A 23135-nucleotide genomic window follows, 5' to 3' on the forward strand; every position below is an offset into this window, starting at 1 on the left:
GAATAAATATCAAAAATCCGCAGAATATAGGTCACTTCTACGGATTTCCATTCACGAATTTAGCTATTTATTTGCCGCGGCTTGCTTTAAAACCGAGCGGACCTTTGTGACAAGTAAATCAATTGCCACACTATTTTGGCCACCTTCAGGAATAATCACATCAGCATAGCGCTTTGTTGGTTCGACGAATTGATGATAAGTTGGTTTCACGGTTTTGATATACTGGGCAAAAACACTATCAACACTGCGACCACGCTCATGAATATCGCGCTGAACTCGGCGCAATAAGCGAATATCGTCGTCAGTATCCACATAAACCTTAATATCCATTAAATCGCGAATCCGCGGATCATCGAGAATTAGAATGCCTTCGACAATGATCACATCACGTGGTTCTTGATGGCGGGTCTGAGTTGAGGGATTATAAATCTCATAATCATATAGCGGCACATCAATTGCTTGATGCTGCAACAAGGCCTTTAAGTGCGCTAATAACAAATCATTATCAAAGGCTAGCGGATGGTCGAAATTAATTTGTTGCCGTTCCGCTAAGGGTAATGGTGAATATTTGTAATAGGCATCTTGTTGTAACATTGCCACGGAATGTCCCGAGACACTTTCAAAAATACGTTGACTGACTGTTGTTTTTCCACTACCGGAGCCACCGGTAACACCGATTATAATAGGCTTTTGCAAAATGTGAGGCCTCCGCTTTACTGATCTAAGCTTGCATTAGTTGCTAAATGTTCATCATAAGTGTGTGAATAGTAAACCTTACCAGTCTTCAAGTTAGCAACAAAGTAGAGATAGTTCTGATCACGATCACTAGGTTCAAGAACGGCCAGAATTGATTGCATACTTGGCGAGTTAAATGGACCAGGGCCATAACCAGGGTTCTTATACAAGTTATATGGCGATTTAACGGCCGTATCCTTATTGGTCAAGCTTTCTTTGTGTGTGTTTAAAGCGTACATAACCGAAATATCAGATTGCAACGGCATGTCGATTGCTAAACGGTTAAAGAAAACACCAGCAATCTTCTTACGATCGCTTTCCTTAACCCCTTCACGTTCAACTAATGAAGCCAAAGTTAAGACCTGTTGGACCGTTAACTTCTGATCTTTAATCGTGCTGTAAGAACCGCTTAATTTTTCATCAGTGGCCTTAACCATGCTCGTCACTAAATCTTTCAAAGTATCGCCATCATAAACACTATAAGTCAGTGGGAATAGATAACCTTCTAGACGATAACGAACGTCTTTTGCCGCCATTGCTGATGTTAACAATTCTGGATACTTTTTAGCCAATGATTTCATGAAACTTTCATTCTTCATTAAAGCTAAGAATTGTTTCTTCGACCATTTTGTATTTTTAGCGACAACATCACCAATTTCTTCAACGGTGACCCCTTCTTTAACGAGCACTTTACCAGTAACCTTGCGATCAGAGTAACCCTTCTGCAACTGAGTCACGATTTGATCCAAAGTCATGGCTGGACTTAAATAATAGTCGCCGGCCTGAAAATTAGTGTAGTTGTGCGTCTTAATATAATAGTTGAAGACGGATGCGCTTTTAATAATTTTGCGATTCTGCAATTGAGCGGCAATTTCTTTATTGCTGGACCCAATTGGAATTTTAACCTCAACTTTAGTTTTGTCACTAGAATCATAGGGTTCTAGTGATGAATGGACATAGCGATAAGTCATAAACCCAATTACAACGATTAAAATGGAGATGATACCAACAATCCAATAAACAATTCTACTGGCTGCCTTTTTTTCCGCATTGTGACGTGCGTGCTTTTCCTCCATCTCATCAGCAATCTTAGTCTGTGTCTTTTGATCTGGAGACTGATGATCTGCCAAAGTAAAAAGCCCTCCTCTTAAAATACTCTCGCATTATTATACCAAAAAGATTCTCGAAACACCTCTATTTTCCTAAAAATTAACTAAACTGCAATAGTTGAAGCGGTTTTGGCGGCAAAATTATTAGAATTAACGACTTGTTTAGCCAAGCTGTTTTAAATGATTGGACAATTGTGGGAATAATTTGGCTGATTACTGGTGAAAATCAAAATCTTTAAAACCTGGTGAAAGTATTGAAACCGAGTGGTGTATGACTGCATTTTGGGTCTGCTGGTTGTAGAACGCTGCTGGTATCGATCGAATCAATTAAAGACCAAGTGCTGAAACCATTAAAACCCAGTAAAGGTGTAAAAACAAAATTGGGTTTGACTGCATTGCGGGCTGCTTGTCGTGGAACGCGGCCGACACTGATTGATGCCAATTACAAACCAAATTGTCATCAATACAGGTCTTATTGTAGGTGCTAAAGCACAAAACGTGTTCAGAGCAGCAAACGGCTATGATTAACTGAAATAATTGCTCGATCTGGTTACACCAGCTCAATCAATTATTTGCAGTTACTCTACGCCGAAAGCCCGCTGCTCATCACACTCTAAAAACAATTTGGCGGCTGACGACAAGATCCCTCCATTCCGTCTGGAGCTGAGTTAGCACCCTTTATCGTCGTTAGTGATTAAGTCAATCATAGTGGAATAGTTCCACTGAATGATTCAAATTGTTATCACACCTAAAAAGTAATACCAAAAAAGTCTGTCTGACAGTTTCTGGTTTTATCCAGAAAGCTTGTCAAACAGGCTTAGTAGTTTACATCAATCTGCTTTTCTAATTAGTGGTGCTCAGTTCTGTTAGTTAATACAGGTGGTTGCTGGGCGATTGGCGTCAGCTGTGAAATTATTCTTAGCGATTTATCGCTTAGAATAAGCCTCGAATTTGAGATTGTTGCGCTAGCAATAAGCTCAAATCGACGGCCACAGCGTTCCACGCCCTCTAAATCGCCCAGCGACCACCGCCCAAATTGGGGAAGACGAAATACTTTTCCTTATCGTAAAAAGTCATACCGCATTTCAAAGCTGGTGTTGATAATGATACCAACCAGTTTCACGATCGGCTAATTGGTCGTACAACTGTTGCGCACCGACGTTACTTGTTCGTGTTACCCAGTCGACACTAACACAGTGATGGACCTGGGCCCAGTCAAATGTCGCCGTGATTAATTGCCGTGCAATTCCCTGACGGCGGGCACTTTTCAGCACAAACAGATCATTTAAGGTCAAGGTTTTCTGTAAAGCCCGGGTGTCAAAGCCAAAATAGTTCAGCGCAAACCCCACAATTTGGTCCGCTTGCACAGCGACCATTAAACTGCCCACCGAATTCACTTGGCTCAATCGCGTCAAATGGGCTTGCATGTCCGCCGCCGCGAACTGGTGTGGTACCGGACTGTCATCATAGTAAAGACGCATTAATTTGACTAAAGTTGCAGCATCCTGCGGTGTTGCTTCACGAATAGTGATCATTAATAACCTCCATCAACAAACGATGCCAATTTTCAGAAAATTGGTGAAAATTATCGAACTTGTGCCTTAAGATTTTCAGTCAAAGCAGTGGTTACTTTCGTCATAACCTTATTAATTTGTTCATCTTGCAAAGTTGCTTCTGGATCTTGGAAATGTAAGCGATAGGCCAATGAACGTTTGTGGTGACCAATCTTCTCGCCAGCAAAAACATCAAAAATGCTGACGTCAGTCAAGTATTTACCACCATTTTCCTTAATCAACTGAACAACTTGGGCATTACTAATGTTCTGATCAAGAATCAGTGCTAAGTCCCGTTCAACAGCCGGATATTTAGCGGCTGATTCAGAAACAATCGTTGGCAATTCAGTGTTTAAAATTGCCAAAAGATCTAATTGCATCACATAAGTAATTGGTAAGTCCAAAGCTTGTTGTTCGTTAGGATGAATTTCGCCAACGAAACCAATAACTTGATCGGCCAAAACAATTTTAGCAGTCCGACCAGGATGTAAAGCGGCAATTGAATCATCGGCGATAAATTGGACTTGATCAATCACGCCTAAAATCGTTAATAGATTAACTACTTCGCCTTTGGCATCATAGAAATCGTACTGCCGTGACTTGGTTAACCAGCTAGTTGGCTTAACTTGACCACTCCATAGCGCAGCGACCATTGGGACTTCTTTAGGTTGATTCTGATCGTCAATTGTTTGGAAAACATTGCCTTGTTCAAAGATGGCCACGTCATTTTGCTTATGGGCCAAATTATATTGCAAGTCTAGTAACAACCCACTGACCAAGTTCTGCCGTAAGTAAGCATGATCTTTGGTCATCGGCCAAGCTAATTTAATGGCTGGTTTAGGCGTATGCGTGAAAGCAACCGCTTGTGGCTCGGTTAATAGCGAATAACTAATCACTTCATCCAAGCCATGGGCCAACAAGTTTTTCCGAACCGTTCTGATTAATTGCTGCCGCCGATTGAAACTCCCCTTAGTTTGAATGCCAGTTGGTAACGTACTTGGCAATTTATCATAACCATAAAGGCGGGCAATTTCTTCAATCAAATCGGCTTCAATGCTAATATCCCAACGGCGTAATGGCACCGTCACTAGAATTTTATCAGCTTGATCTTGATAATCGAATTGCAAATCAGTTAAAATATCAGTCATTTCAGCGCGGCTAATTTCCGTGCCTAAAACATGGTTAACTCGTGCTGGGTCAAGCAAGACTTGAATTGGTTTGCGCACTTGTTGGTTACCAACGGCAATCCCTTCGCAAACCTGACCATTAGCCAGATCAGCTAATAATTGGCTCGCGCGTAGCAAGGCCGTCTCAACATCAGCTGTATTAATCCCCTTTTCAAAACGAGTTGACGCTTCCGTATGCAAATTAGTCCATTGGGCCGTTTTCCGAATTGACGTTGGATTGAAAACTGCCGCTTCCAAAACAACCGTCTTGGTTTGATCAGTGACTTCACTATTCAAACCACCCATTACGCCAGCAACACCAACTGGTTGTTCACCATCAGTGATTACCAAATCAGACTCGCGTAAATGCCATTCTTCGCTATCAAGGGTAACGAATGGTTCATTCGTTTTGGCTTGGCGAACGGTGATTTGATGGTTTGGCAATTGTGCATAATCATAAGCATGTAAGGGCTGGCCGTATTCCAGCATGACATAATTTGTGACATCAACCACATTATTGATTGGGCGAATACCATTATTCCATAAACGAATCTGTAACCACAATGGACTTGGCTTAATGGTAATATTTTCAACCACTTTCAGTAAATATTGTGGTACTAAGTCAGGGCATTCAACATTAACATGAATTAAATCAGCGGATTTGGCACCACTTTCATTTAAATTAACTTCTGGGAATCGAGGCTTTTCATGCAGCATCGCGCCAACTTCATAAGCAGCACCATGCATACCCAAAGTATCAGCCCGATTAGGCGTGATATCAAAGTCAAGCAAACGATCATCCATGCCTAAGAATGAAAAGACCGGCTCGCCGACTGGTTTAGCCTCAGGGAAAACATAAATACCATGTAAATATTCTTTAGGAACGACACTATCGCTGAAACCAATTTCTTGAAGTGCACAAATCATGCCTTCAGAAGCTTCACCACGCATCTTACCACGCTTGATTTTTTCATTATTAGCAATCCGTGAACCTGGCAAAGCCACGATGACGTATTGATCAGCAGCCACATTTGGGGCGCCGCAAACGATTTGGACTGGTTCTTCAGCACCAATATCAACTTGACATAAGGTCAAATGATCTGAGTTAGGATGTGGCCGGGTTGCTAAAATATGGCCGACAACAATCTTTTTCAAGCCGGCATCAGGAGCAATCACACTCGCCACTTCAATCCCAGTAACGGAAACTTGGTCGGCTAATTTTTGCGGTTCGATTTTCTTTAAATCAACGAATTGACTTAACCATTGGTATGAAATTTTCATAATTATTTAACCTCCCGTTGAAATTGATGTAAGAAACGTAAATCGTTTTGGTAAAATTCGCGAATATCGTTGACACCATATTTCAACATGGCGAAACGATCTGGTCCCAAGCCAAAAGCAAAGCCACCATAAACTTGGGGATCAACGCCGGCACGAGAAAGGACATTCGGATGAACCATCCCAGCGCCAAGAACTTCGATCCAACCAGTGTACTTGCAAACCCGGCAGCCTTTGCCACCGCAAGCAAAACAAGAAATATCAACTTCAATCGAAGGTTCTGTGAATGGGAAATAACTTGGCCGTAAGCGAATTTCCCGTTCTTCACCAAAGACGTGACGGGCAACAACTTCCAAAGTTCCCTTCAAATCAGCCATCGTCACATGCTTATCAATCACTAAACCTTCCAATTGGTTAAATTGATGTGAATGGGTGGCATCATCATTATCACGACGATAAACGCGGCCGGGGCTAATCATTTTTAATGGTCCCTTAGAAAAATCATGTTTCTCCAGCGTCCGAGCTTGATTAGGTGACGTATGGGTCCGCATTAATAAATCATGGGTAATATAGAATGTATCCTGCATATCACGAGCAGGATGATTCCGAGGAATATTCATCATTTCGAAATTATAATGATCAGTTTCAACTTCAGGACCGTCAATCACTTCGTAACCCAAACCGATGAACAATTCTTCTAGATTATCAATCGTTTGGTTCAAAATATGCGGCGTCCCTACTGGTGCTGGTCGACCTGGCAATGTCACATCAATGGTTTCATGCGCCAAACGACGTTGCAAAGTCTTCTGATCAAGAACTTTTAATTGATCGTCAATGGCACTGCTCAAGTCACCTTTAATTTTATTAGCAAACGAACCAACCTGTGGCCGCTCTTCATTGCTTAAATCCTTTAAACCACGTAAAACTTCGGTGATCGGTCCTTTTTTACCTAGCAACTTAACCCGGATATCGTTAAGCTTTTGTTGATTATCAGCAGCTTGAATATCTTGCAAGCCCTGATCTTTCAACTCTTCTAATCGTTGTTTCAAACTCATGAAACCAACCTCCTTCAAATATTTCGGCCAATAAAAAAAGCCCGCCCCAACAAAGGGACGAGGCAACGCGGTACCACCCTAATTCAAGCCAATCATAACAATCAACTTGCACTTAAGTCGTAACGCTGACTAGCGTGATTTTCTACTAACATTCGTATTCAAAAATCAACTCAGAAAGGAATTCGCCAAACTGGGTGGCTAACAATCTTGCAGCAATTGATTGTCTCTCTAAAACCACATGGCCTAACTACTTGCTTTCATCATCGAACTAATTATTCAGTTGACTTACTTATCCATATCTTACCTTTAGCAAAAAATGAAGTCAAGTACCAGATCAGAGTGTGAGGAGCGGTGGGCTTTTGGCGTAGTACAATTTCAAATATTTGCATGAGCGGTGCAACCGATCGTGTGAATATTTAAATTGTACCTAGCCATTTACCGACCCGAACACGTTTACCAGAGTGTGAGGGGCGACGTTCTTTTGGCGTAGCCTAATTTCGATAATTTGATTGAGCGGTGTAACCGATCGAGCAAATTATCAAATTAGGCATAGCCATTTGTCGCCCCAAACACGTTTCAGCACTACAAAAAGTAGAAACTGATATGGTTTTTAAACAGAATCAGTTCTGACTCCATTGCGGGCTGCTTGTCGTGGAACGCGGCCGGTATTGATTTGAGCTTTTGTTACACAAAATCTCAAATACAAACCTTATAGTAAGTGCTAAAGCACCAATAATAATTTGGCGGCTGACGACAAGATTACTCCATTCCGTCTGGAGTTGATCCAGAGCACTTCATTCATTTCAGATGTTAAGACAGCTGTAGCAAGATCAATCAACTCAATTCAAATTGTAGTTGTAATTGAATAATGTTCAAAATAAACTAGCTCGACAATTTCTAACTTCCTCTAAATCTAATAAGTCTGTTGAAATAGATTCATTAATCTACATAATCTGCTTTTTCTAAATATTAGTTCCTAATTCAGGTAGCCGCTGAGTACTAGTCAATTTTCACTAACACTGCCGTTTAATCCAACAAATCTAAATTGGACCAGCCTAGCTCAAAACGTAGTGGAGGCCGGCGGGTTGTCAGTCGCCAAAATTCTTCTTGCCTCTTCAGCGGTTAGAAGAAGGTTTGTATTTGAGATTGTTGCGCAGCAATAAGCTCAAATCAATGCCGGCAACGTTCCACAACCCGCCGACCGCAACGGAGTTTTCCACCATCCTGCATAAAATCAATTTAGATTCAACCTTATTAACCATAGAAAAAAGCATGGTGCTGATTACAAACACCATGCTTGACGATTACTAAATTAATTGGATAATTCCCATTGATCGGCCCAATCATGAACCGCATCCATGACTGGCAATAACGCCTTGCCTTTTTCGGTCAATTTATAAGTAACTTGGTGGCCCTCTGACTCGGAGAAGCGATCAATCAACCCTGCTGATTCCAATTCTTTTAACCGTTCCACCAAAACCCGGTCTGAGCAACGGGAAATGGCCTTAGCCAAATCTTTAAAACGCAGCGATTCATTCTCACATAAAACACTGAGAATTAAGCCATTCCATTTTTTCCCTAAGAATTCAAATGTCCGTTCAAAGCGTGGGCAAATTTGACAAGGTTCATCAGCAACAACGTTCGTTGCAAAAACATGCGTAGTCATAGTACTTCTCCTCCATTTATAATGCGACCAACATGGTCAACTACAATAATGTCCGTAAATAAGCCAAAGGTTTCCGTAAACGTGCCTTCATCAGAAAACGCCAAGGACGGGCAACTTCTTGCACGGCAACTTGATCGTCAACCAGTGAAACAATCCAACTTTCCCGATATTTTGGTAAAGCTAAAGTGGCACCAAACATATGCTTGATAATAATATCCTTTTCTTTCGCTGATAACTCAGTCAACCGTTCAGCATTGCGTAACGCAATTCGCGGATGAATATAAGCATGTGTCCCAGTATCGAATTTGACCTGACGCCAATCATAGTAAAACAAATCATGCAATAAACCAGCTCGTGCCGCCGCATGATAATCCAAATGATGTTTCTTACAGATTAAATAACTCAAATAAGATACCCGCAAACTATGATCCAAACGATTCGTATAATGATGCTGAGTATACTCAGCTAATTTTTGAACTTCCGGCCGGTCCAATAAATCTTGAACAATACTGAGATATTCTTGGTCGTTATGCCAAGAAGAAAAATCTACCATGCAAAAGCTCCCTTACTATGTGTTAACTGACCATCGATTAAACCAATTTTACCAACTTTTTTTGAAAAAATAAACTCAAGCGACTTACAAATGATAAGTTGTCTAGTTCAGTTGTAGCTGATACATCAAAATTGCTGCGGCAATCGCCACATTTAATGATTCAGCATGACCGAAAATCGGCACGTATAGATTAACGTCCATTTCGGCGGCTAATTCTGGCGCCATGCCATGAGCTTCATTACCCAACACTAAGGCATAAGCACCAGAAGCTGGCTGAAAAGCACGCATATCAGTCGCATTAGGATCAACTAAAGTCCCCAACAACTGATAGCCGGCTGTCCGTTGGGCTAATAACCAAGTTTTTAAATCAGGTACTTGCAAAACTTGTAAATGGAATTGACTACCCTGCATGGAACGAACGACTTTGCTATTCCAAGGATCAATGCCACCCTCACTGAAAACAACCCCAGCAAAGCCAGCCGCATCAGCAGTTCGCACCATGGTTCCTGCATTGCCGGGATCCTGAACTCGATCCAGAACTAACCAAGGCCGCGGCTGATCATTTTGCTCAACCACCGTTGCCTGATTGTCAATCACGGCAAAGACGCCTTCAGGATGAACTGTTTCACTTAAAACCTCAGTTACTCGTGGGGTAATTTCGATTAATTGTGCCCCAGTAGCCTGCTCAGCTAACGGCGCCACCGTTGCCAAATAATCTGCTTCAACCAATAATAGCTTAATTTTCTCGGGTTGATTATTCAACGCCTCTTTAATTGAATGCCAACCTTCCAGTAAATAGCGTCCCTGCTGCTGACGATATTTTTTTTGTTGTAACTTTTTAATTTGCTTAATTTGCTCATTTTTTGGAGATTCAATTTTCTGCATTTAAATCGACCTTTATCTTCTAATTACCTCTATCATAGCAAACTTTTAATTAAAATAAGAAAAAATCCAGAAATATATCTCAATTTGCTCCTTGGGAAAACAAATCACGTCATTGACTAGCAACTGAAATTTTCCTAAGTGTACACAAAAAGTAAGTCAAAAACAAGTCCCAGATTATTGCTTTGACTAAATTTTAAGAAATATTTGGTGATAATGAGTAAAAGGCCACCCCTGATTTAAATAAAATTGAATCAGACACCATTCTGTTTCAGATTTATGCCATCAATAAGCTTAAATTGACGACCACGGCATGCCGCACCCTTTAAATCATCGGGCCACTGCCGCTATCAACTGGGGAGCGTCGCCAATTTCAAGCTACGCCCTGCTCTTTTCAATTGACCAGTGCAAATTGCTTCATTATACTAACATTAGAGGTGATGACGATGCGTCGTGGTGTTGCGTTAACTGTTCATGGCCGCGTTCAAGGCGTGGGCTTTCGTTGGATGACTAAAATGGTTGCCGATCAGTTACAAATCGTTGGTGAAGTGGCCAATAATGATGATGGTTCTGTTTATATTGAAGCAAGTGGCGAAGAAGCCAATTTAACCGAGTTTATTGCCGCCGTTAAAGCTTCGCCTACCCCTAGTGGTCGGGTCGATCAATTGGATGAAAAAACAATTCCTGCTGCCCCCGCCCTGGGCAAGTTTCGAGTAACTGGTTAATTTTCTCAGACCGCAGACTGATTATTGCCTTTCAGTCGCGGTCTTTTTTGATAAAGACTAGAAATCAGGACCCAGATTAGGTATAGTGTTTTCTGTGAATACTTTTTAGAACCGGTATCAGATTCAAGTCAGCTGATGCAAATTTTAAGAAACAATAATGAAGGAGTTTTTGCAGCAAATGCGTAATAAAAAGAAAATACTTTTGCTTCTAGGGTTAGCAGCGGTCATGATGTTGGTGCTCAGTGGTTGTGCCAACCAATATCAAAATCCTAAAGTTCCAACTGGATTCTTCTATGGATCAATTTATAAATACTTAGCTATTCCTATTCAAAAATTAATTGTCTGGTTTGGTCAATTAGTTGGCGGCTCAAACGGGTTTGGCTGGGGTGTCATTTTCATCACCTTGATTGTCCGTTTGATTTTATTACCATTGATGCTTCATCAAACTCAAAAATCAACGCGCCAAACTGAAAAGATGAAGGCTGTTAAGCCCCAAATCGATATGATTCAAAAAGCTCGGGCTAACGCACCAGCTGCCCAAGCCGCACAATTGAGTCAGATGACGATGGATGTTTACAAGAAGAATAATTTAAGCATGACCGGCGGCATTGGCTGTTTACCACTACTACTCCAATTACCAATTTTTGCTGGTTTGTATCAAGCAGTTCAGTACTCACCACAAATTGCTAAACAAGCATTCTTCGGAATTCCTTTAGGCAAACCAAGTATTGTGATTGCCATTATTGCCACCTTGTTCTACGTGGGCCAATCTGTGTTATCAATGGTGGGCATTCCGCCAGAACAACGGAAACAAATGATGACCATGATGGTTGTTGGTCCCGGGATGACATTATTTATCAGTTTAGTCGCACCAGCTGCCCTCGCCCTTTACTTCTTGGCAAGTGGGTTGATGGCCTTGGTTCAACAAGTAATTACCACTTATGTGATTATGCCGAAGATCAAGGTTGATGTTGACCGCGAACTGAAAGAAACACCGATTGTTACCGTGATCGACGAAGAAATGTTAGCCAAAATGACTCAATCATCTACAACTACTGCTAATAATAACGGTAGTGTTAAAGGCGTTGAAAGTCAGGCAACACAACAAAGTAATCGTTCACGTAACGCCGGTAAGCAACAACGCCGGCCCAAATAACATTTAATCAGCAACTAATAAAAATCCCCGCTATCATTAAGATAGCGAGGATTTTTTATATCAGGCTGTGACATAGGACTTTTCTTCAAAAATAAAACAAACATTAGCCGCTGAAACGTGTTCTCAAAGGGCAGCCGGGTTCCGGTTAACCGCCTTTTGTCACACTCTATTTTTATGCTTTAAAATTGGCTAATGCAGGCGCGTGACGCCACTCGGTAAGTCTTCATCAAGCGAGTTATTGGCTTGAGGCTGGTTCTCCGGTAACACCGGCCCATTATCTCGCGGCAGGCTGACTTTGAATTGTGAGCCCGAATCGACCACACTCTCGACTGATAAAGTCCCACCATAGGCCTTAACTAGCCGAAACGCAATTGAAAGTCCTAAACCATTACCACCACGTTCTCGAGAGCGGGCCTTATCGACCCGATAGAAGCGGTCAAAAATGCGTTGTTGGTCTTTAGCGGAAATACCCAAACCAAAGTCCTGGACCACAATGTTCACGTGTTGCTGATCACTGTCGGCACTTAGCAAGACTTCCTTGCGGCTGGCCGAGTACTTGACCGCATTATCCAACAAAATAATAATAATCTGTTCTAAATGATTGCGATTCATTCGCACAAAAGTTTGCGGTGCTAACTCAACATCGGTTTGAATCGTAAAGTCTTGATGTAACATTTGAATATTGTCGACACATTGAGAAATTACCGCCTGAACATTAGTTTGATCATGCACTGTTTTAATTTCAACTTGTTCAGCTCGGGTTAATTGCAACATTTCCTCAATTAAATTATTCATTCGCGCCGTTTCCTGGGTCGCCGCTGCTAAAGATTCCGACAACACTTCAGGATCATCCTTGCCCCAGCGATTCAGCAATTGTAAATGCCCTTGAATGACGGCAATCGGTGTTCGTAACTCATGAGAAACATCACCAACAAACTGTTTCTGCTGCTCAATATACTGTTGAATTTGATCCAACATGCCATTAAACTGACGGGCCAAATCACTAATTTCATCATTACCTGAAAGTTGGGGAATCCGCGCTGTCGATTCGGGCGATTGATCAATTTTATGAATCGTGTCCGCAATCAAATTAATTCGTTTCAATAAGCGATGAACAATTAGGTAACCAATAAAGCCACTAAATAAAACGGCCACCACAATCAACAACGTCATTTGCCAACGTAATTGCTGAGTTGAACGATAAAGACTGTCCATCCGATTGACGACAATCACATAACCAGTCAGTCGATAGTTTGGCTGTTCGTAAACTGGCATCGTGGTTACCACGACCCGACGGCCATTTTCTTGAACGATTTTCTGAGTCTGACTAGAAACCGGCTTGAATTTAACCGTGGTATCTCTTGATGTGAAAACTTGTTCCAACTGACGATTATAAATACTAACTGACAAATCGGAGCGCGACAATTGATTAAAAACCGAATCCTGATAGAAGGGATCCGAATTATTTTGCGAATCACTGCTGTCGAGCTGATTATCACTTTGATAATATTCCGGCGTCATTAACGGTACCACTTTGGCAATCGTCAGGTTTTGCTTGACGTTGCCTAAGCGATCAACCACCAATTTAGCCGTTTCAGCAGTAGTTTTCTTTTCTTGGGCTAATAAATTGTTATTAAAGGTCGCATAAATAATGCTTGCGAAAATAACAAAAGTAAAAAAAATGGTCAGACCAACAGCGGCGGACCATTTTACCCGTAATGTTAAACGTAAACTTTTCTTTTTAGTTGCAGTTGTTTTTTTCGTCATTGTGGCACACCCTTAAGAATGCATGACATACCCAGTACCACGGACAGTTTGAATATAACTGCGCCGATTAGGCCGATCAATTTTGTTCCGCAAGTAACGCACATAAACATCAACCACGTTAGTCGCGACTTGTTCATTGTAACCCCAAACTTGCCGTAATAGCTCGTCACGAGGCACAACGGTATTGGCGTTTTCCACCAAGATCAATAATAATGATGACTCACGCTTTGATAATTGGATGATTTCACTGCCGCGAATAACCGTCCGTGTTTGTGGTTCAATAATTAAATCACGGAAAACAATTTGCTTTTGGTGAGCTGCCCGTGATTGACGTTCCATATCTGAGCGCCGAATTAAAGCTCGTAAACGAGCCAACAATTCTTCAATCGCAAATGGCTTCACTAAATAATCATCAGCCCCGTCATCCAAGCCGGCAACCCTGTCAAGCACTGAATCTTTTGCGGTGACCATAATGATCGGTGTTGACTTTTCTTTACGAACTCGCCGACAAACTTCAAAGCCGTTCAAATCTGGTAACATCAAGTCTAATAAAATGACATCCCAATCTTGAGCCAATGCTAAATCTAACCCTGCCCGGCCATTGCCCTCGACCGTGGTTTCATATCCTTCATGAGATAATTCTAAGTCTAAAAATCGGGCTAAATTTTTCTCATCTTCAATAATTAAAATCTTTTTACTCGCGTCTAATTTAGACACCCCCAGTAGTATTTGCTAAGTTACGCGCTGCTCCGGCATAATTTAGCCACTGTTTCAAAAAACAGTCAGGAGAAATTCTCATATTCTTCTAATATATTAGAATCTCATCAAAATGTCAACCTCGTTTTAGAAGTTGCCTGAACCATTATTGACCGAACTGGCAGATTTTTATTTTCTGTTAACCTCGACCGATCTGATATTGTCATGTCTCCAAACTAAATATCATCGTTTTAATTAAATTTGTGGTACAAGACTCCACGTCCCACAATAAATACCACAATGCTAATGAAGATTACACAAAAAAAGCTTATCCCGAAGTTTAGAAATGGCTCTAAACGTGGGATAAGCTTCAATTTTGTTCATTGTTTTTTTTATTGCTCAGTATACCAAGTGTAATGGTAAATGCCTTCGCGGTCATTCCGTTTGTAGGTATGAGCACCGAAGTAATCACGTTGCGCTTGGATAATATTTGCTGGTAAGACTTGAGCACGGTATGAGTCATAATAATTGATTGCTGAGCTGAAGACTGGTGTTGGCACACCATTCTTAACTGCCAAAGCAACAACGTCACGAACCGCGTCTTGATACTTAATCGCAATATCAGTGAAGTATGGATTCAATAATAAGTTTTGCAACTTAGGATCCTTCTCATAAGCACTGGTAATTTCTTGTAAGAATTGAGCGCGAATGATACAGCCGGCCCGCCAAATTGGGGCAATCTTACTGAAATCTAATTCCCAACCATAATGGTCAGCAGCCATCTTCATTTGTTCGAAACCTTGAGCATAACTCATGATCTTGCTGAAGTATAAAGCTTGACGAATTTTTTCGATGATTTCTTTGCGGTCAGCTGCAGAAATTTCAACTGGTTTAGGACCACTTAAAACCTTGCTTGCTTCCATCCGCTCTGGTTTCAAAGCAGAAATGTAACGAGCATAAACGGCTTCAGTGATCAATGATTGGGGCATGCCGATTTCAAGGGCATCTTGTGAACTCCACTTACCCGTTCCTTTATTGCCAGCTTCGTCTAAGATAACATCAACAATTGGCTTGCCACTGCCAAGATCGTCTTTACGAGTTAAAATTTCCGCCGTAATTTCGATCAAGTAGCTCTTCAACTCGCCTTGATCCCAATCTTTGAAAATGTCAGCAATTTCATCAACTGATAAACCAAGAACCTGACGTAAAAGATTGTAACTTTCCGCGATTAATTCCATGTCACCATATTCGATCCCGTTATGGACCATCTTAACGTAGTGACCAGCACCATTTTCGCCGATATAAGTAACACATGGTGCGCCGTCTTCAGCTTTAGCCGCAATTTGTTCCAAAACTGGGGCAACGAGGTCGTAAGCTTCCTTCTGGCCGCCTGGCATTAATGATGGACCTTGTAAGGCACCTAATTCACCACCAGAAACACCCATGCCAATAAAGTTAATGCCAGACTTGTCTAGTTCAGCATTCCGCCGCATGGTATCTTTAAAGAAGGTGTTCCCGCCATCGATTAAGACATCACCCTTGTCGAGTAATGGTAATAATTCTTTAATAACAGCATCAGTACCAGCACCGGCTTTGACCATCATCAAAATCCGCCGTGGTTTCTCTAGTGAAGCAACAAAATCTTCAACAGTGTAACTTGGAACTAATTTCTTGTCAGCATGCTCAGTCGCAACTGCCTTTGTTTTACTACCAGTCCGGTTGTAAATTGCAACAGTATAACCGCGGCTTTCAATGTTTAGGGCTAAGTTCTTACCCATTACGGCCATGCCGATAACGCCAATTTGTGGTTTATCCATGAATCATTGCCTCCATTTATTAATACCTTTATCCTAGCAAAAAACGACCCTTTTTTAAAGTAAAATCGTTTTTTAATGCTCAAATAATGAAATAATTGTTACTTTGTTTGCGAATCATCGTCTTGGTCAGGCAAAAGTGCCTTCAACTTAGCAAATTCGGGATTAGGTTGTTCTTCCCGTTCAGCTGCATTAGCAGCATAAGTCTGTTCACTGATCACTTCCCAGCCTTGGCCAGTTGGCATCTCATCATCAGCTGCTTCTTCAGGCGTGAAAATTTGCGTTGGTATTGCTAACAAGATGTGGTCCTCAATCGCCGCTAACAAATCAACTTGATTATTCTCAATGACAATCAATAAATCGTCACTGCCAGCTTCATCGTCTTCGTCATCCTGAGGAGCCGGATCTTCAAGCACGTACTGTTCGTCAATTTCTAAATCAATCGGTAAATCAACTGGTAGTAAGCTTCTGGTTGAAGGCACCACCAATGAGCCAACCACATGGAGACGACTCCGCCAGCCTAAATCGCCACTGCCTAACGTCCCAGTAATTGTAAACTCACTGGCATCCAAAATATCACTTGAACGCTGCTGCAAGGCTGTTAATAGATTCATTTTAGTCTCAATCTTAATTGCTTGGCGATTGGACTTTTGTAATTGTTCAACTGGAAAAACTAATTTCATTTTTTAAACTCCTTATTCGTCATGATAACCCGGCGCGTAAAGTTCTGTTCGCGACCTGACAACTGCTGATAAAAACGATCCACTCGGACTTGCAAACCTAACTGACCCTTGGCCGCACCAGTCTTTGCATCAACTTTAGTCAGTAATGGCACTGGCAATTGCGACCGCTGTTGGTGTAAATATGCTTGACCGACCTGATTAAAGCCTAGCACCCGCAATTGTGGTCCAAATGACTGGGCTTGGACAATATCTGCTACCGTAATATTTAAAGCCGTATATAACGCCAGTCGCCGCAGACGTGCATAAGTATAACGCTTTGATTTAACGCGTTGCAGAAAATCCGCCCAACTTGTACTGACCTGATTTTGTTCACTAAACCGATATTCTAAACCTTCAGACATTTGATAAACACTAGCCAACTCAGTAGGCCAAGTGGTGTTCAAGCGAAAATGTAAGTAAGGCCACAGCTGCGCCATCTCAACATATGGCGGTTGTAGCTCCGCCACTGGGTACGGAATAAACGGTTGAATCTCTGTCGGTGACTGTTGTAGTAGTAATTGGCGAATGGCTGAAGCACTGGCAGAGGTTGCTGCTGAATCAACTTGCAATTGATCATGATCAGCACCTTGGCGTTGAATTGGCAATAACTTTAAAGGTGTTGCCAAATGTGCATTAGCAAGCGCATAACTTAAGGCCAAAAGCTGATTAGGCGCGGTCACCCGCTCACCCATGACGGTCGTTAGAAAATCATTCCATTGGGTAGCGTAGGTCTTTTGATAGTCGACCGTAAATTGTTGCTGATCTAATTGTGGTAATAACTTCTGGACAAACTGTTGATAATCAAAGTTAGCATCCTCAGTTCCAAAAGCCAAGGACTGACACTGCAATGCTGCTAAAATTGCCAAGGATCCTTGGGCAAATAAATCAGCTGGCTGACAAGCCAATGCAAAGGGCAATTCAATCACCAAGTCCGCCCCGTAAGTCAAGGCCTGCTTGACACGTTGCCATTTGTCAACAATCGCCGGCTCGCCACGTTGCACGAAATTTCCGGACATCACGACAATTAAACAATCAGCCTGAGACTTTTCCCGTGCTTGTTGCAGTTGATACTGATGTCCGCGGTGAAATGGATTATACTCAGCAATAATCCCACAGGCTTGCATCATGCTTGCGGGGCCTTAGCCTTGAAAAACCACCGTTCAGTCGTTGGGGTAATCGCCTCACCGGCAAAACCACCGAAAGTTTCAATTTCCGTAAAGCCACTGGCAGCCAAGGCCTGTTTAACTTTAATAATGGGATAAGTCCGCTCATGATGAATTTCATTCAAGGCATCATAGCCACCTAAATCATCACGCCAAACAAAGAAAGTCAGGTCATGAAGCACACTGTTGCTAGGATCATCGGCGAAACTCGACCACATAAATGCCCAATCCTCTTCATGATAATTATACATATAACCTGGAAAAACTTCATTGACCTGATAAAGGGAATGCATATCAAATAAGAAGGTGCCACCCGGCTTTAATGATTGACGCACTTGCTCAAAGGTCGTCTGCAAATCAGCCAAATTCGTTAGATAGCACAAAGAATCATCATAGCAAGTCACCAAATCAAGCTGTGGTAATTCCAAGTCAGTTAATTGTCGAAAATCCCCCTGCATTAACGTTGCATCAGCGTTAGCTTTGTTTAAACGATCAGCAGCTAAAGTAAGCATCTCTAAAGAGAGATCGACGCCAAAAACATCGGCACCTTGCTGCGCATATAATAACGCCAAATCGCCAGTACCACAGGCCAAATCCAGGACCTGTTGCTGCTTTAGCGAACCAAACTGCTGATTAGTGAAATCAAGCCATTGTTGGTAAAGATCTTTATCCATTAATTGATCATAATAATAGGCAAATGTTTGATACATTTATTCTCCTCGTTCGACCAACAACGCGGTGAGCAGCATTCTTCACCGCCAGTTGGATTTACTATTGTGCTTTTATTCTAATGGAGTTATCACGATTGTTCAAGCTCGTTCTAGCAATTCAGGCTGCGACGATTAATCTGACAAGGAGTCGTCTGAAAGCAAATCAAAAAATACTGATGAAAGCGATTAAACAGAATCGCGTCTAACTAGATTATTATTAGAGCTTAAGACAATTATCGCGAGAACTTTTAGCTAAATTTTAAGTGTTGCCATCTTTGAATAATAAACAAAAAAGTCTGATTGACAATTTCTAGTTTAGCTAGATAGCTTGTCAATCAGACCTGATTATTATATGCCAGTCTGCCTGCTAATTAGTCATACTTAATTCTGTTAGTTTAATCTAGGCCCCTATTGTTTTAAATTAAAGTGCAACCTAGCTAAATTCAGTAAGTTATTCAACAGCTATTACCTATTAGCAAGCAATCGGCTTTACTTTTCTTCAGTAACCCATTCACTTAAATTAACTTCTGGTGCATCGGCCCATAATTTTTCTAAATTATAGAAATGACGAGTCTCTTCAACAAAAATATGGACAACCACATCTTTAAAGTCGATCAAGACCCATTGTGAATCCTTGCCACCTTCGACGCGGTTTTCAATATTGCCTAATTGATTGACCCGATCGACGATTGCTTCTTTAATGGCTTCAACCTGGCGTTCAGAGCCAGCATGCATTACCACGAAATAGTCAGCTAATAAACTCACTTTCCGCATATCTAAGGCCACGATTTGTTCGGCCCGTTTGTCATCAGCCGCTTTAACGACTGCTTTTAAAATTTCTTCACTATTGATCACTAATGTTGTTCCTCCTGTTTAATTCCATAAACATTATAAGCGTCAAGCATGACTGGATAAATCTTCTGTTGTCGACTCACCAAATGTTCGATCACTTGGCGCAATTCAACTGAGACAGCTGCGTCAAGACTAGTTGCCAAAGCCTGCCGTGCAACGTCAACCTTAGGAAAGTCGCGACCAGGCTCAACATAATCAGCTACAAAAACTATTTTGTCCAAAACTGACATTTGGGCACTGCCAGCAGTGTGGTGCGCAATACTGGTTAAAATCGCCGGGTCGGTAATGCCTAACTCAGCTTTAATAAAGTATTGACCGACTAAGCCGTGCCAAACACCATTGCCATAGTCTAATAATTCTGCTGGTAAGTGCTGCTGAGCAATCATATTTTTAAAATCTTGATCACTTTTTTCTTTCGCATAATCGTGCAAAAGTCCAGCAATCCCAGCGCGAACCACATCAGCATGATTAGCTTCAGCAATCGTCATTGCCGTTTGTTCAACGCGCAAGCAATGGTTAAAGCGATAATCGCTTAGCTGGGCCCGTAACTTGGCCACTAATTCTTGATGCGACATTGGTACTAATTGTCTAAATTCACTTGATTCAGCATACTCAGTCATGATAAAGCCCCTTTTCAGCAATGTATTTCTCGACCGCTGCTGGCACTAAATAACGAATTGAACAATGATTCTTGACCAAACCGCGAATCCTTGTTGAGCTAATTGCTAACTCCGGCGCATCTACCCAAATCACGGGATATTGTGACTGTGCAGGATAGCCAGGACGTTTCACGCCAACAAAAGTTACTAATTTGGCTAAATCGTTAATTCGGTGCCACTTTTTCAAATAATTGATCATGTCCGCACCGAGAATCAAATAATAATCATTCATTGGATGACGTTTCTTCAATTCGACAATCGTGTCGTAGGTGTAACTCTTACCACCACGGGCAATTTCTAATAAATCTAGTTCAAAGCCAGGATGATTCGCAATTGCCAACTCCAACATCGCAACTCGATCTTTGGCAGCAATGGTCTCTTTGTGATCAACATGCGGCGGCTCAGCATCAGGAATAAATAAAATCCGTTCCAATTTTAGCTGACACATGACTTGGTCAGCCATGACCAAATGCCCCAGATGAACTGGATTAAAAGTACCGCCGACAATGCCAACAGCGTGGCGCGTCAAAGGATGCGTTGCCACTTTTACCTTTGGTTCTGGCGTTAAAATTTTTTGTTGGTTCATTTAATTTTGTTCACTTCGGTTGAAAGTCGTTGATATTTCTCTTTATTATTTGGCCGATAAATCGTAATTACGCGGCCTAAATGCTGAATCACTTCAATTTTCGGTAACTCTGCTAAAGCGTCAACAACTTCAGTGACTGTCACGTCAGCGTTTTGCAACAAACTGACTTTGATCAACTCGCGCGTAGCCAAGGCTTGTTTCAAATCTTCAATCACGGCTTCATTAACGCCATTTTTACCGATTTGGGCCATGGGCCGCAACCGATTGGCCTTACTTTTCAAAAATTTCTTCTGTTTACTTGATAACATGAATTAACTCTCCTAAACGATTGGTGCCCGTAAACTATAACCAACACCCGCTGGCAAATACAAGGCATAGTGACTATTAGCTGGTATGCGAATCCAGCCCAAACCTGAAATAACTAAATCTTGAGGTTGATGGGTCTGGAATTCATGCCGGCGAAAATCTGGCAAATTCTTCGGGTCAGCTGGTGGCGTGAGTAACTCACCGGCATGACGTTGATAGAAATCATCAGCCGTGGCAGTTTTTGTGCGATGTACTAACAGCTGGTTCTCCACGTAAACCACTAAACTACTGCGCTTACCAGAAAGATAATCTAAGCGCGCCAAAGCCCCTAAGAAAAGTGTTTGTGGCGGTGTTAATTGAAATACCTTGGGCCGAATTTCAGTTTGGGGACTAATGTAATGCAATTCATCCTTCGCCAAAAAATGAGCCATTTGGGTGCCATTGATGATCCCCGGCGTGTCGATGATACTCTGACCATCAGCTAAGGGAATCTGAATTTGGTCCAGCGTTGTCCCCGGAAATTGTGAGGTCGTAATTAAATCACCAGCACCGGCGGTACTTTTAATAATGGCATTAATTAACGTTGATTTACCAACATTCGTTGTGCCGACCACATAAACATCTCGATGCTGACGATATTTCTCAATTGTGGCCAATAATTCATCTAATTGGTAGTTTTTCTTAGCACTCGTTAAGATTGTCGCGACTGGATGTAGTCCTTGTTGGGCAGCCTGCTGCTCTAACCAGTTACGCACTCGCGAGCGATGGACACTCTTCGGCAATAAATCAGCCTTATTCCCAACTAATAAAATGGGATTTTCACCAACATACCGATGCAAACCGGGAATTACACTGCCATCAAAATCAAACAAATCAACTACATTGACAATTAAGGCTTTTTTACGACCTAAGCCGTTAAGCAAACGGGTAAATTCATCGTCGTCAATGGCAATGTCAGCAATTTCGTTATAGTGCCGCAACCGGAAACAACGTTGGCAATAAAAAGCAGCATTATCGTCAGCCAATTGTTTCTTCAGTGAAGCAGCAGGAATATAACCAGCTTGCTGGGAATCATCACTTTGCAATTTGGCACCGCAGCCAATACAGTAAAGTGCTTCGTTATTCGTATTCGTCATTTAGTTCATTTTCTCCTGCCATTGCAAATTTGGGTTCTTACGATAATATTGTTTCATAATAATGCCTTCCATGAAGCGGCTAAAATGCGTAATGCGACTGTCAGTTTCAACCAGTGGCTTCACCATAACTGTTCGCACCCCAGCCAAATGTCCAGCTTGAATATCAGTCAACAACTGATCGCCAACCATAATTGTTTGCTGTGGATTTAAGTCGAATTTCTTCAACGCCTGCTTAATGCCAAAAGGTAATGGCTTCTTAGCGCTATGAATAAAAGGAATTTGCAAATCAGCCACAGCTCGGGCCACACGACGCTGATTATTATTGGAAACAACAATTACTTGAATGTGACTCTGAGCCATTAAATCCAGCCACTGCCGCAACTGATTGGAAGATTGCGGCTCATGCCAAGCAATCAAAGTATTATCCAAATCTGTCAATATTGTATTAATTTGATGACGTTTTAAGTCAACTGGCTGTAACGCATAAATACTAGTTAACAACCAATCTGGTTTAAAGAAAGCCATAGTTCACCTCATTTTTATCTCTTTCCATTATAAAGCCCAGTGCCGTAAACCACAAGCAGAGTGTGAGGGATGCCGGTCCTTTGGCGTAGGGTAATTTCAAATAATTGATTGAGCGGCACAGCCGATCGAGCAATTATTTAAATTAACCATAGCCATTTGGCATCCCGAACACGTTTCATCTAGAGTGTGGGGGCGGTGGTTTTTTGGCGTAGTACAATTTCAAATATTTGCAGGAGCGGTGATAACCGATCGAGCAAATAATTAAGTTAATCATAGCCAGCTGCAGCTTCGAACACGTTTCAGCACTGCAAATAGTCGAAC

22 protein-coding genes and 1 other annotated feature are annotated in these 23135 nt (G+C 41.7%); of the genes, 2 read left to right on the plus strand and 20 right to left on the minus strand.

Annotated elements, in window-relative coordinates:
- Nucleotides 1-63 precede the first annotated feature (63 nt).
- The 8 genes from udk to EKM82_RS04060 form a co-directional block, all read right to left on the minus strand.
- Nucleotides 64-696, minus strand: coding sequence for a uridine kinase (udk, locus tag EKM82_RS04025; protein WP_125767034.1), 633 nt, complete (start codon nt 694-696; stop codon nt 64-66).
- 17 nt (nt 697-713) lie between these two features.
- Nucleotides 714-1811 (minus strand): endolytic transglycosylase MltG, encoded by a 1098-nt coding sequence (mltG, locus tag EKM82_RS04030; protein WP_125767122.1) that lies wholly within the window; start codon nt 1809-1811, stop codon nt 714-716.
- A gap of 1118 nt (nt 1812-2929) precedes the next feature.
- Nucleotides 2930-3379 (minus strand): GNAT family N-acetyltransferase, encoded by a 450-nt coding sequence (locus EKM82_RS04035; protein ID WP_125767035.1) that lies wholly within the window; start codon nt 3377-3379, stop codon nt 2930-2932.
- Nucleotides 3380-3429: 50 nt separating this feature from the next.
- Entirely contained in the window at nt 3430-5844 is a 2415-nt protein-coding gene (gene pheT, locus EKM82_RS04040; RefSeq protein ID WP_125767036.1) for a phenylalanine--tRNA ligase subunit beta, read from the minus strand.
- 2 nt (nt 5845-5846) lie between these two features.
- Nucleotides 5847-6896 carry a phenylalanine--tRNA ligase subunit alpha gene (gene pheS / locus EKM82_RS04045; RefSeq protein WP_164508092.1) on the minus strand — a complete coding sequence of 350 codons (1050 nt, stop codon included), beginning with the start codon at nt 6894-6896 and terminating at the stop codon, nt 5847-5849.
- A 50-nt stretch (nt 6897-6946) separates the two neighbouring features.
- Nucleotides 6947-7169 (minus strand) — a binding site (T-box leader).
- Between the two features lie 1039 nt (nt 7170-8208).
- On the minus strand, nt 8209-8562 hold the full coding sequence (locus EKM82_RS04050; RefSeq protein ID WP_125767037.1) for a winged helix-turn-helix transcriptional regulator: 354 nt from the start codon (nt 8560-8562) through the stop codon (nt 8209-8211).
- Nucleotides 8563-8602: 40 nt separating this feature from the next.
- The gene (locus EKM82_RS04055; RefSeq protein WP_125767038.1) at nt 8603-9115 is read right to left on the minus strand and encodes an HD domain-containing protein; all 513 of its coding nucleotides are present in this window, start codon (nt 9113-9115) and stop codon (nt 8603-8605) included.
- Nucleotides 9116-9217: 102 nt separating this feature from the next.
- Complete coding sequence (locus tag EKM82_RS04060; RefSeq protein ID WP_125767039.1) at nt 9218-10000, minus strand: TrmH family RNA methyltransferase; 783 nt, start codon at nt 9998-10000, stop codon at nt 9218-9220.
- 443 nt (nt 10001-10443) lie between these two features.
- Here EKM82_RS04060 and EKM82_RS04065 point away from each other — a divergent pair, with 443 nt between their 5' ends.
- Together EKM82_RS04065 and yidC are read left to right on the plus strand one after the other, a co-directional pair.
- On the plus strand, nt 10444-10722 hold the full coding sequence (locus EKM82_RS04065) for an acylphosphatase (protein ID WP_125767040.1): 279 nt from the start codon (nt 10444-10446) through the stop codon (nt 10720-10722).
- Between the two features lie 178 nt (nt 10723-10900).
- The gene (gene yidC / locus EKM82_RS04070; RefSeq protein WP_125767041.1) at nt 10901-11878 is read left to right on the plus strand and encodes a membrane protein insertase YidC; all 978 of its coding nucleotides are present in this window, start codon (nt 10901-10903) and stop codon (nt 11876-11878) included.
- Nucleotides 11879-12067: 189 nt separating this feature from the next.
- Here yidC and EKM82_RS04075 read toward each other — a convergent pair whose 3' ends face one another.
- The 12 genes from EKM82_RS04075 to EKM82_RS04130 all read right to left on the minus strand — a co-directional run bounded on the left by EKM82_RS04075 (nt 12068) and on the right by EKM82_RS04130 (nt 22814).
- Nucleotides 12068-13645, minus strand: a complete 1578-nt coding sequence (locus EKM82_RS04075) for a HAMP domain-containing sensor histidine kinase (RefSeq protein ID WP_125767042.1) — start codon at nt 13643-13645, stop codon at nt 12068-12070.
- Between the two features lie 12 nt (nt 13646-13657).
- Nucleotides 13658-14362, minus strand: a complete 705-nt coding sequence (locus EKM82_RS04080) for a response regulator transcription factor (RefSeq protein ID WP_125767043.1) — start codon at nt 14360-14362, stop codon at nt 13658-13660.
- 371 nt (nt 14363-14733) lie between these two features.
- Nucleotides 14734-16158, minus strand: coding sequence for an NADP-dependent phosphogluconate dehydrogenase (gene gndA / locus EKM82_RS04085; protein ID WP_125767044.1), 1425 nt, complete (start codon nt 16156-16158; stop codon nt 14734-14736).
- A 98-nt stretch (nt 16159-16256) separates the two neighbouring features.
- Nucleotides 16257-16838, minus strand: coding sequence for a DUF177 domain-containing protein (locus EKM82_RS04090; RefSeq protein ID WP_125767045.1), 582 nt, complete (start codon nt 16836-16838; stop codon nt 16257-16259).
- A complete protein-coding gene (locus EKM82_RS04095) occupies nt 16835-18004 on the minus strand; it encodes a nucleotidyltransferase (protein WP_225419656.1) in 1170 nt (389 codons plus the stop codon). The genes EKM82_RS04090 and EKM82_RS04095 overlap by 4 nt, the downstream gene beginning before the upstream one ends.
- A complete protein-coding gene (locus EKM82_RS04100; RefSeq protein ID WP_125767046.1) occupies nt 18001-18750 on the minus strand; it encodes a class I SAM-dependent DNA methyltransferase in 750 nt (249 codons plus the stop codon). The genes EKM82_RS04095 and EKM82_RS04100 overlap by 4 nt, the downstream gene beginning before the upstream one ends.
- A 489-nt stretch (nt 18751-19239) precedes the next feature.
- Nucleotides 19240-19602 carry a ribosome silencing factor gene (gene rsfS / locus EKM82_RS04105; RefSeq protein ID WP_125767125.1) on the minus strand — a complete coding sequence of 121 codons (363 nt, stop codon included), beginning with the start codon at nt 19600-19602 and terminating at the stop codon, nt 19240-19242.
- Nucleotides 19603-19604: 2 nt separating this feature from the next.
- Complete coding sequence (gene yqeK, locus EKM82_RS04110) at nt 19605-20222, minus strand: bis(5'-nucleosyl)-tetraphosphatase (symmetrical) YqeK (RefSeq protein ID WP_125767047.1); 618 nt, start codon at nt 20220-20222, stop codon at nt 19605-19607.
- Nucleotides 20215-20847: a nicotinate-nucleotide adenylyltransferase gene (locus EKM82_RS04115; protein ID WP_125767048.1), complete on the minus strand. Its 633-nt coding sequence runs from the start codon at nt 20845-20847 to the stop codon at nt 20215-20217. The genes yqeK and EKM82_RS04115 overlap by 8 nt, the downstream gene beginning before the upstream one ends.
- Nucleotides 20844-21155, minus strand: coding sequence for a ribosome assembly RNA-binding protein YhbY (gene yhbY / locus EKM82_RS04120; protein WP_125767049.1), 312 nt, complete (start codon nt 21153-21155; stop codon nt 20844-20846). Before yhbY ends, EKM82_RS04115 begins: the two co-directional genes overlap by 4 nt.
- Before the next feature lie 12 nt (nt 21156-21167).
- A complete protein-coding gene (gene yqeH, locus EKM82_RS04125) occupies nt 21168-22289 on the minus strand; it encodes a ribosome biogenesis GTPase YqeH (RefSeq protein WP_125767050.1) in 1122 nt (373 codons plus the stop codon).
- Nucleotides 22290-22814, minus strand: a complete 525-nt coding sequence (locus EKM82_RS04130; protein ID WP_125767051.1) for a YqeG family HAD IIIA-type phosphatase — start codon at nt 22812-22814, stop codon at nt 22290-22292.
- Nucleotides 22815-23135 lie beyond the last annotated feature (321 nt).

The organism is Lapidilactobacillus wuchangensis (genome assembly GCF_003946645.1).
In the GTDB taxonomy this organism is placed as follows: Bacteria; Bacillota; Bacilli; order Lactobacillales; family Lactobacillaceae; genus Lapidilactobacillus; species Lapidilactobacillus wuchangensis.

Bases quoted from the DNA above. Each gene is read 5' to 3' on its own strand.
- mltG (WP_125767122.1), bottom strand. From the start codon at position 1,811: ATGGAGGAAAAGCACGCACGTCACAATGCGGAAAAAAAGGCAGCCAGT.
- EKM82_RS04035 (WP_125767035.1), bottom strand. From the start codon at position 3,379: ATGATCACTATTCGTGAAGCAACACCGCAGGATGCTGCAACTTTAGTC.
- pheT (WP_125767036.1), bottom strand. From the start codon at position 5,844: ATGAAAATTTCATACCAATGGTTAAGTCAATTCGTTGATTTAAAGAAA.
- pheS (WP_164508092.1), bottom strand. From the start codon at position 6,896: ATGAGTTTGAAACAACGATTAGAAGAGTTGAAAGATCAGGGCTTGCAA.
- EKM82_RS04050 (WP_125767037.1), bottom strand. From the start codon at position 8,562: ATGACTACGCATGTTTTTGCAACGAACGTTGTTGCTGATGAACCTTGT.
- EKM82_RS04055 (WP_125767038.1), bottom strand. From the start codon at position 9,115: ATGGTAGATTTTTCTTCTTGGCATAACGACCAAGAATATCTCAGTATT.
- EKM82_RS04060 (WP_125767039.1), bottom strand. From the start codon at position 10,000: ATGCAGAAAATTGAATCTCCAAAAAATGAGCAAATTAAGCAAATTAAA.
- EKM82_RS04065 (WP_125767040.1), top strand. From the start codon at position 10,444: ATGCGTCGTGGTGTTGCGTTAACTGTTCATGGCCGCGTTCAAGGCGTG.
- yidC (WP_125767041.1), top strand. From the start codon at position 10,901: ATGCGTAATAAAAAGAAAATACTTTTGCTTCTAGGGTTAGCAGCGGTC.
- EKM82_RS04075 (WP_125767042.1), bottom strand. From the start codon at position 13,645: ATGACGAAAAAAACAACTGCAACTAAAAAGAAAAGTTTACGTTTAACA.
- gndA (WP_125767044.1), bottom strand. From the start codon at position 16,158: ATGGATAAACCACAAATTGGCGTTATCGGCATGGCCGTAATGGGTAAG.
- EKM82_RS04090 (WP_125767045.1), bottom strand. From the start codon at position 16,838: ATGAAATTAGTTTTTCCAGTTGAACAATTACAAAAGTCCAATCGCCAA.
- EKM82_RS04095 (WP_225419656.1), bottom strand. From the start codon at position 18,004: ATGATGCAAGCCTGTGGGATTATTGCTGAGTATAATCCATTTCACCGC.
- EKM82_RS04100 (WP_125767046.1), bottom strand. From the start codon at position 18,750: ATGTATCAAACATTTGCCTATTATTATGATCAATTAATGGATAAAGAT.
- yqeK (WP_125767047.1), bottom strand. From the start codon at position 20,222: ATGACTGAGTATGCTGAATCAAGTGAATTTAGACAATTAGTACCAATG.
- EKM82_RS04115 (WP_125767048.1), bottom strand. From the start codon at position 20,847: ATGAACCAACAAAAAATTTTAACGCCAGAACCAAAGGTAAAAGTGGCA.
- yhbY (WP_125767049.1), bottom strand. From the start codon at position 21,155: ATGTTATCAAGTAAACAGAAGAAATTTTTGAAAAGTAAGGCCAATCGG.
- yqeH (WP_125767050.1), bottom strand. From the start codon at position 22,289: ATGACGAATACGAATAACGAAGCACTTTACTGTATTGGCTGCGGTGCC.
- EKM82_RS04130 (WP_125767051.1), bottom strand. From the start codon at position 22,814: ATGGCTTTCTTTAAACCAGATTGGTTGTTAACTAGTATTTATGCGTTA.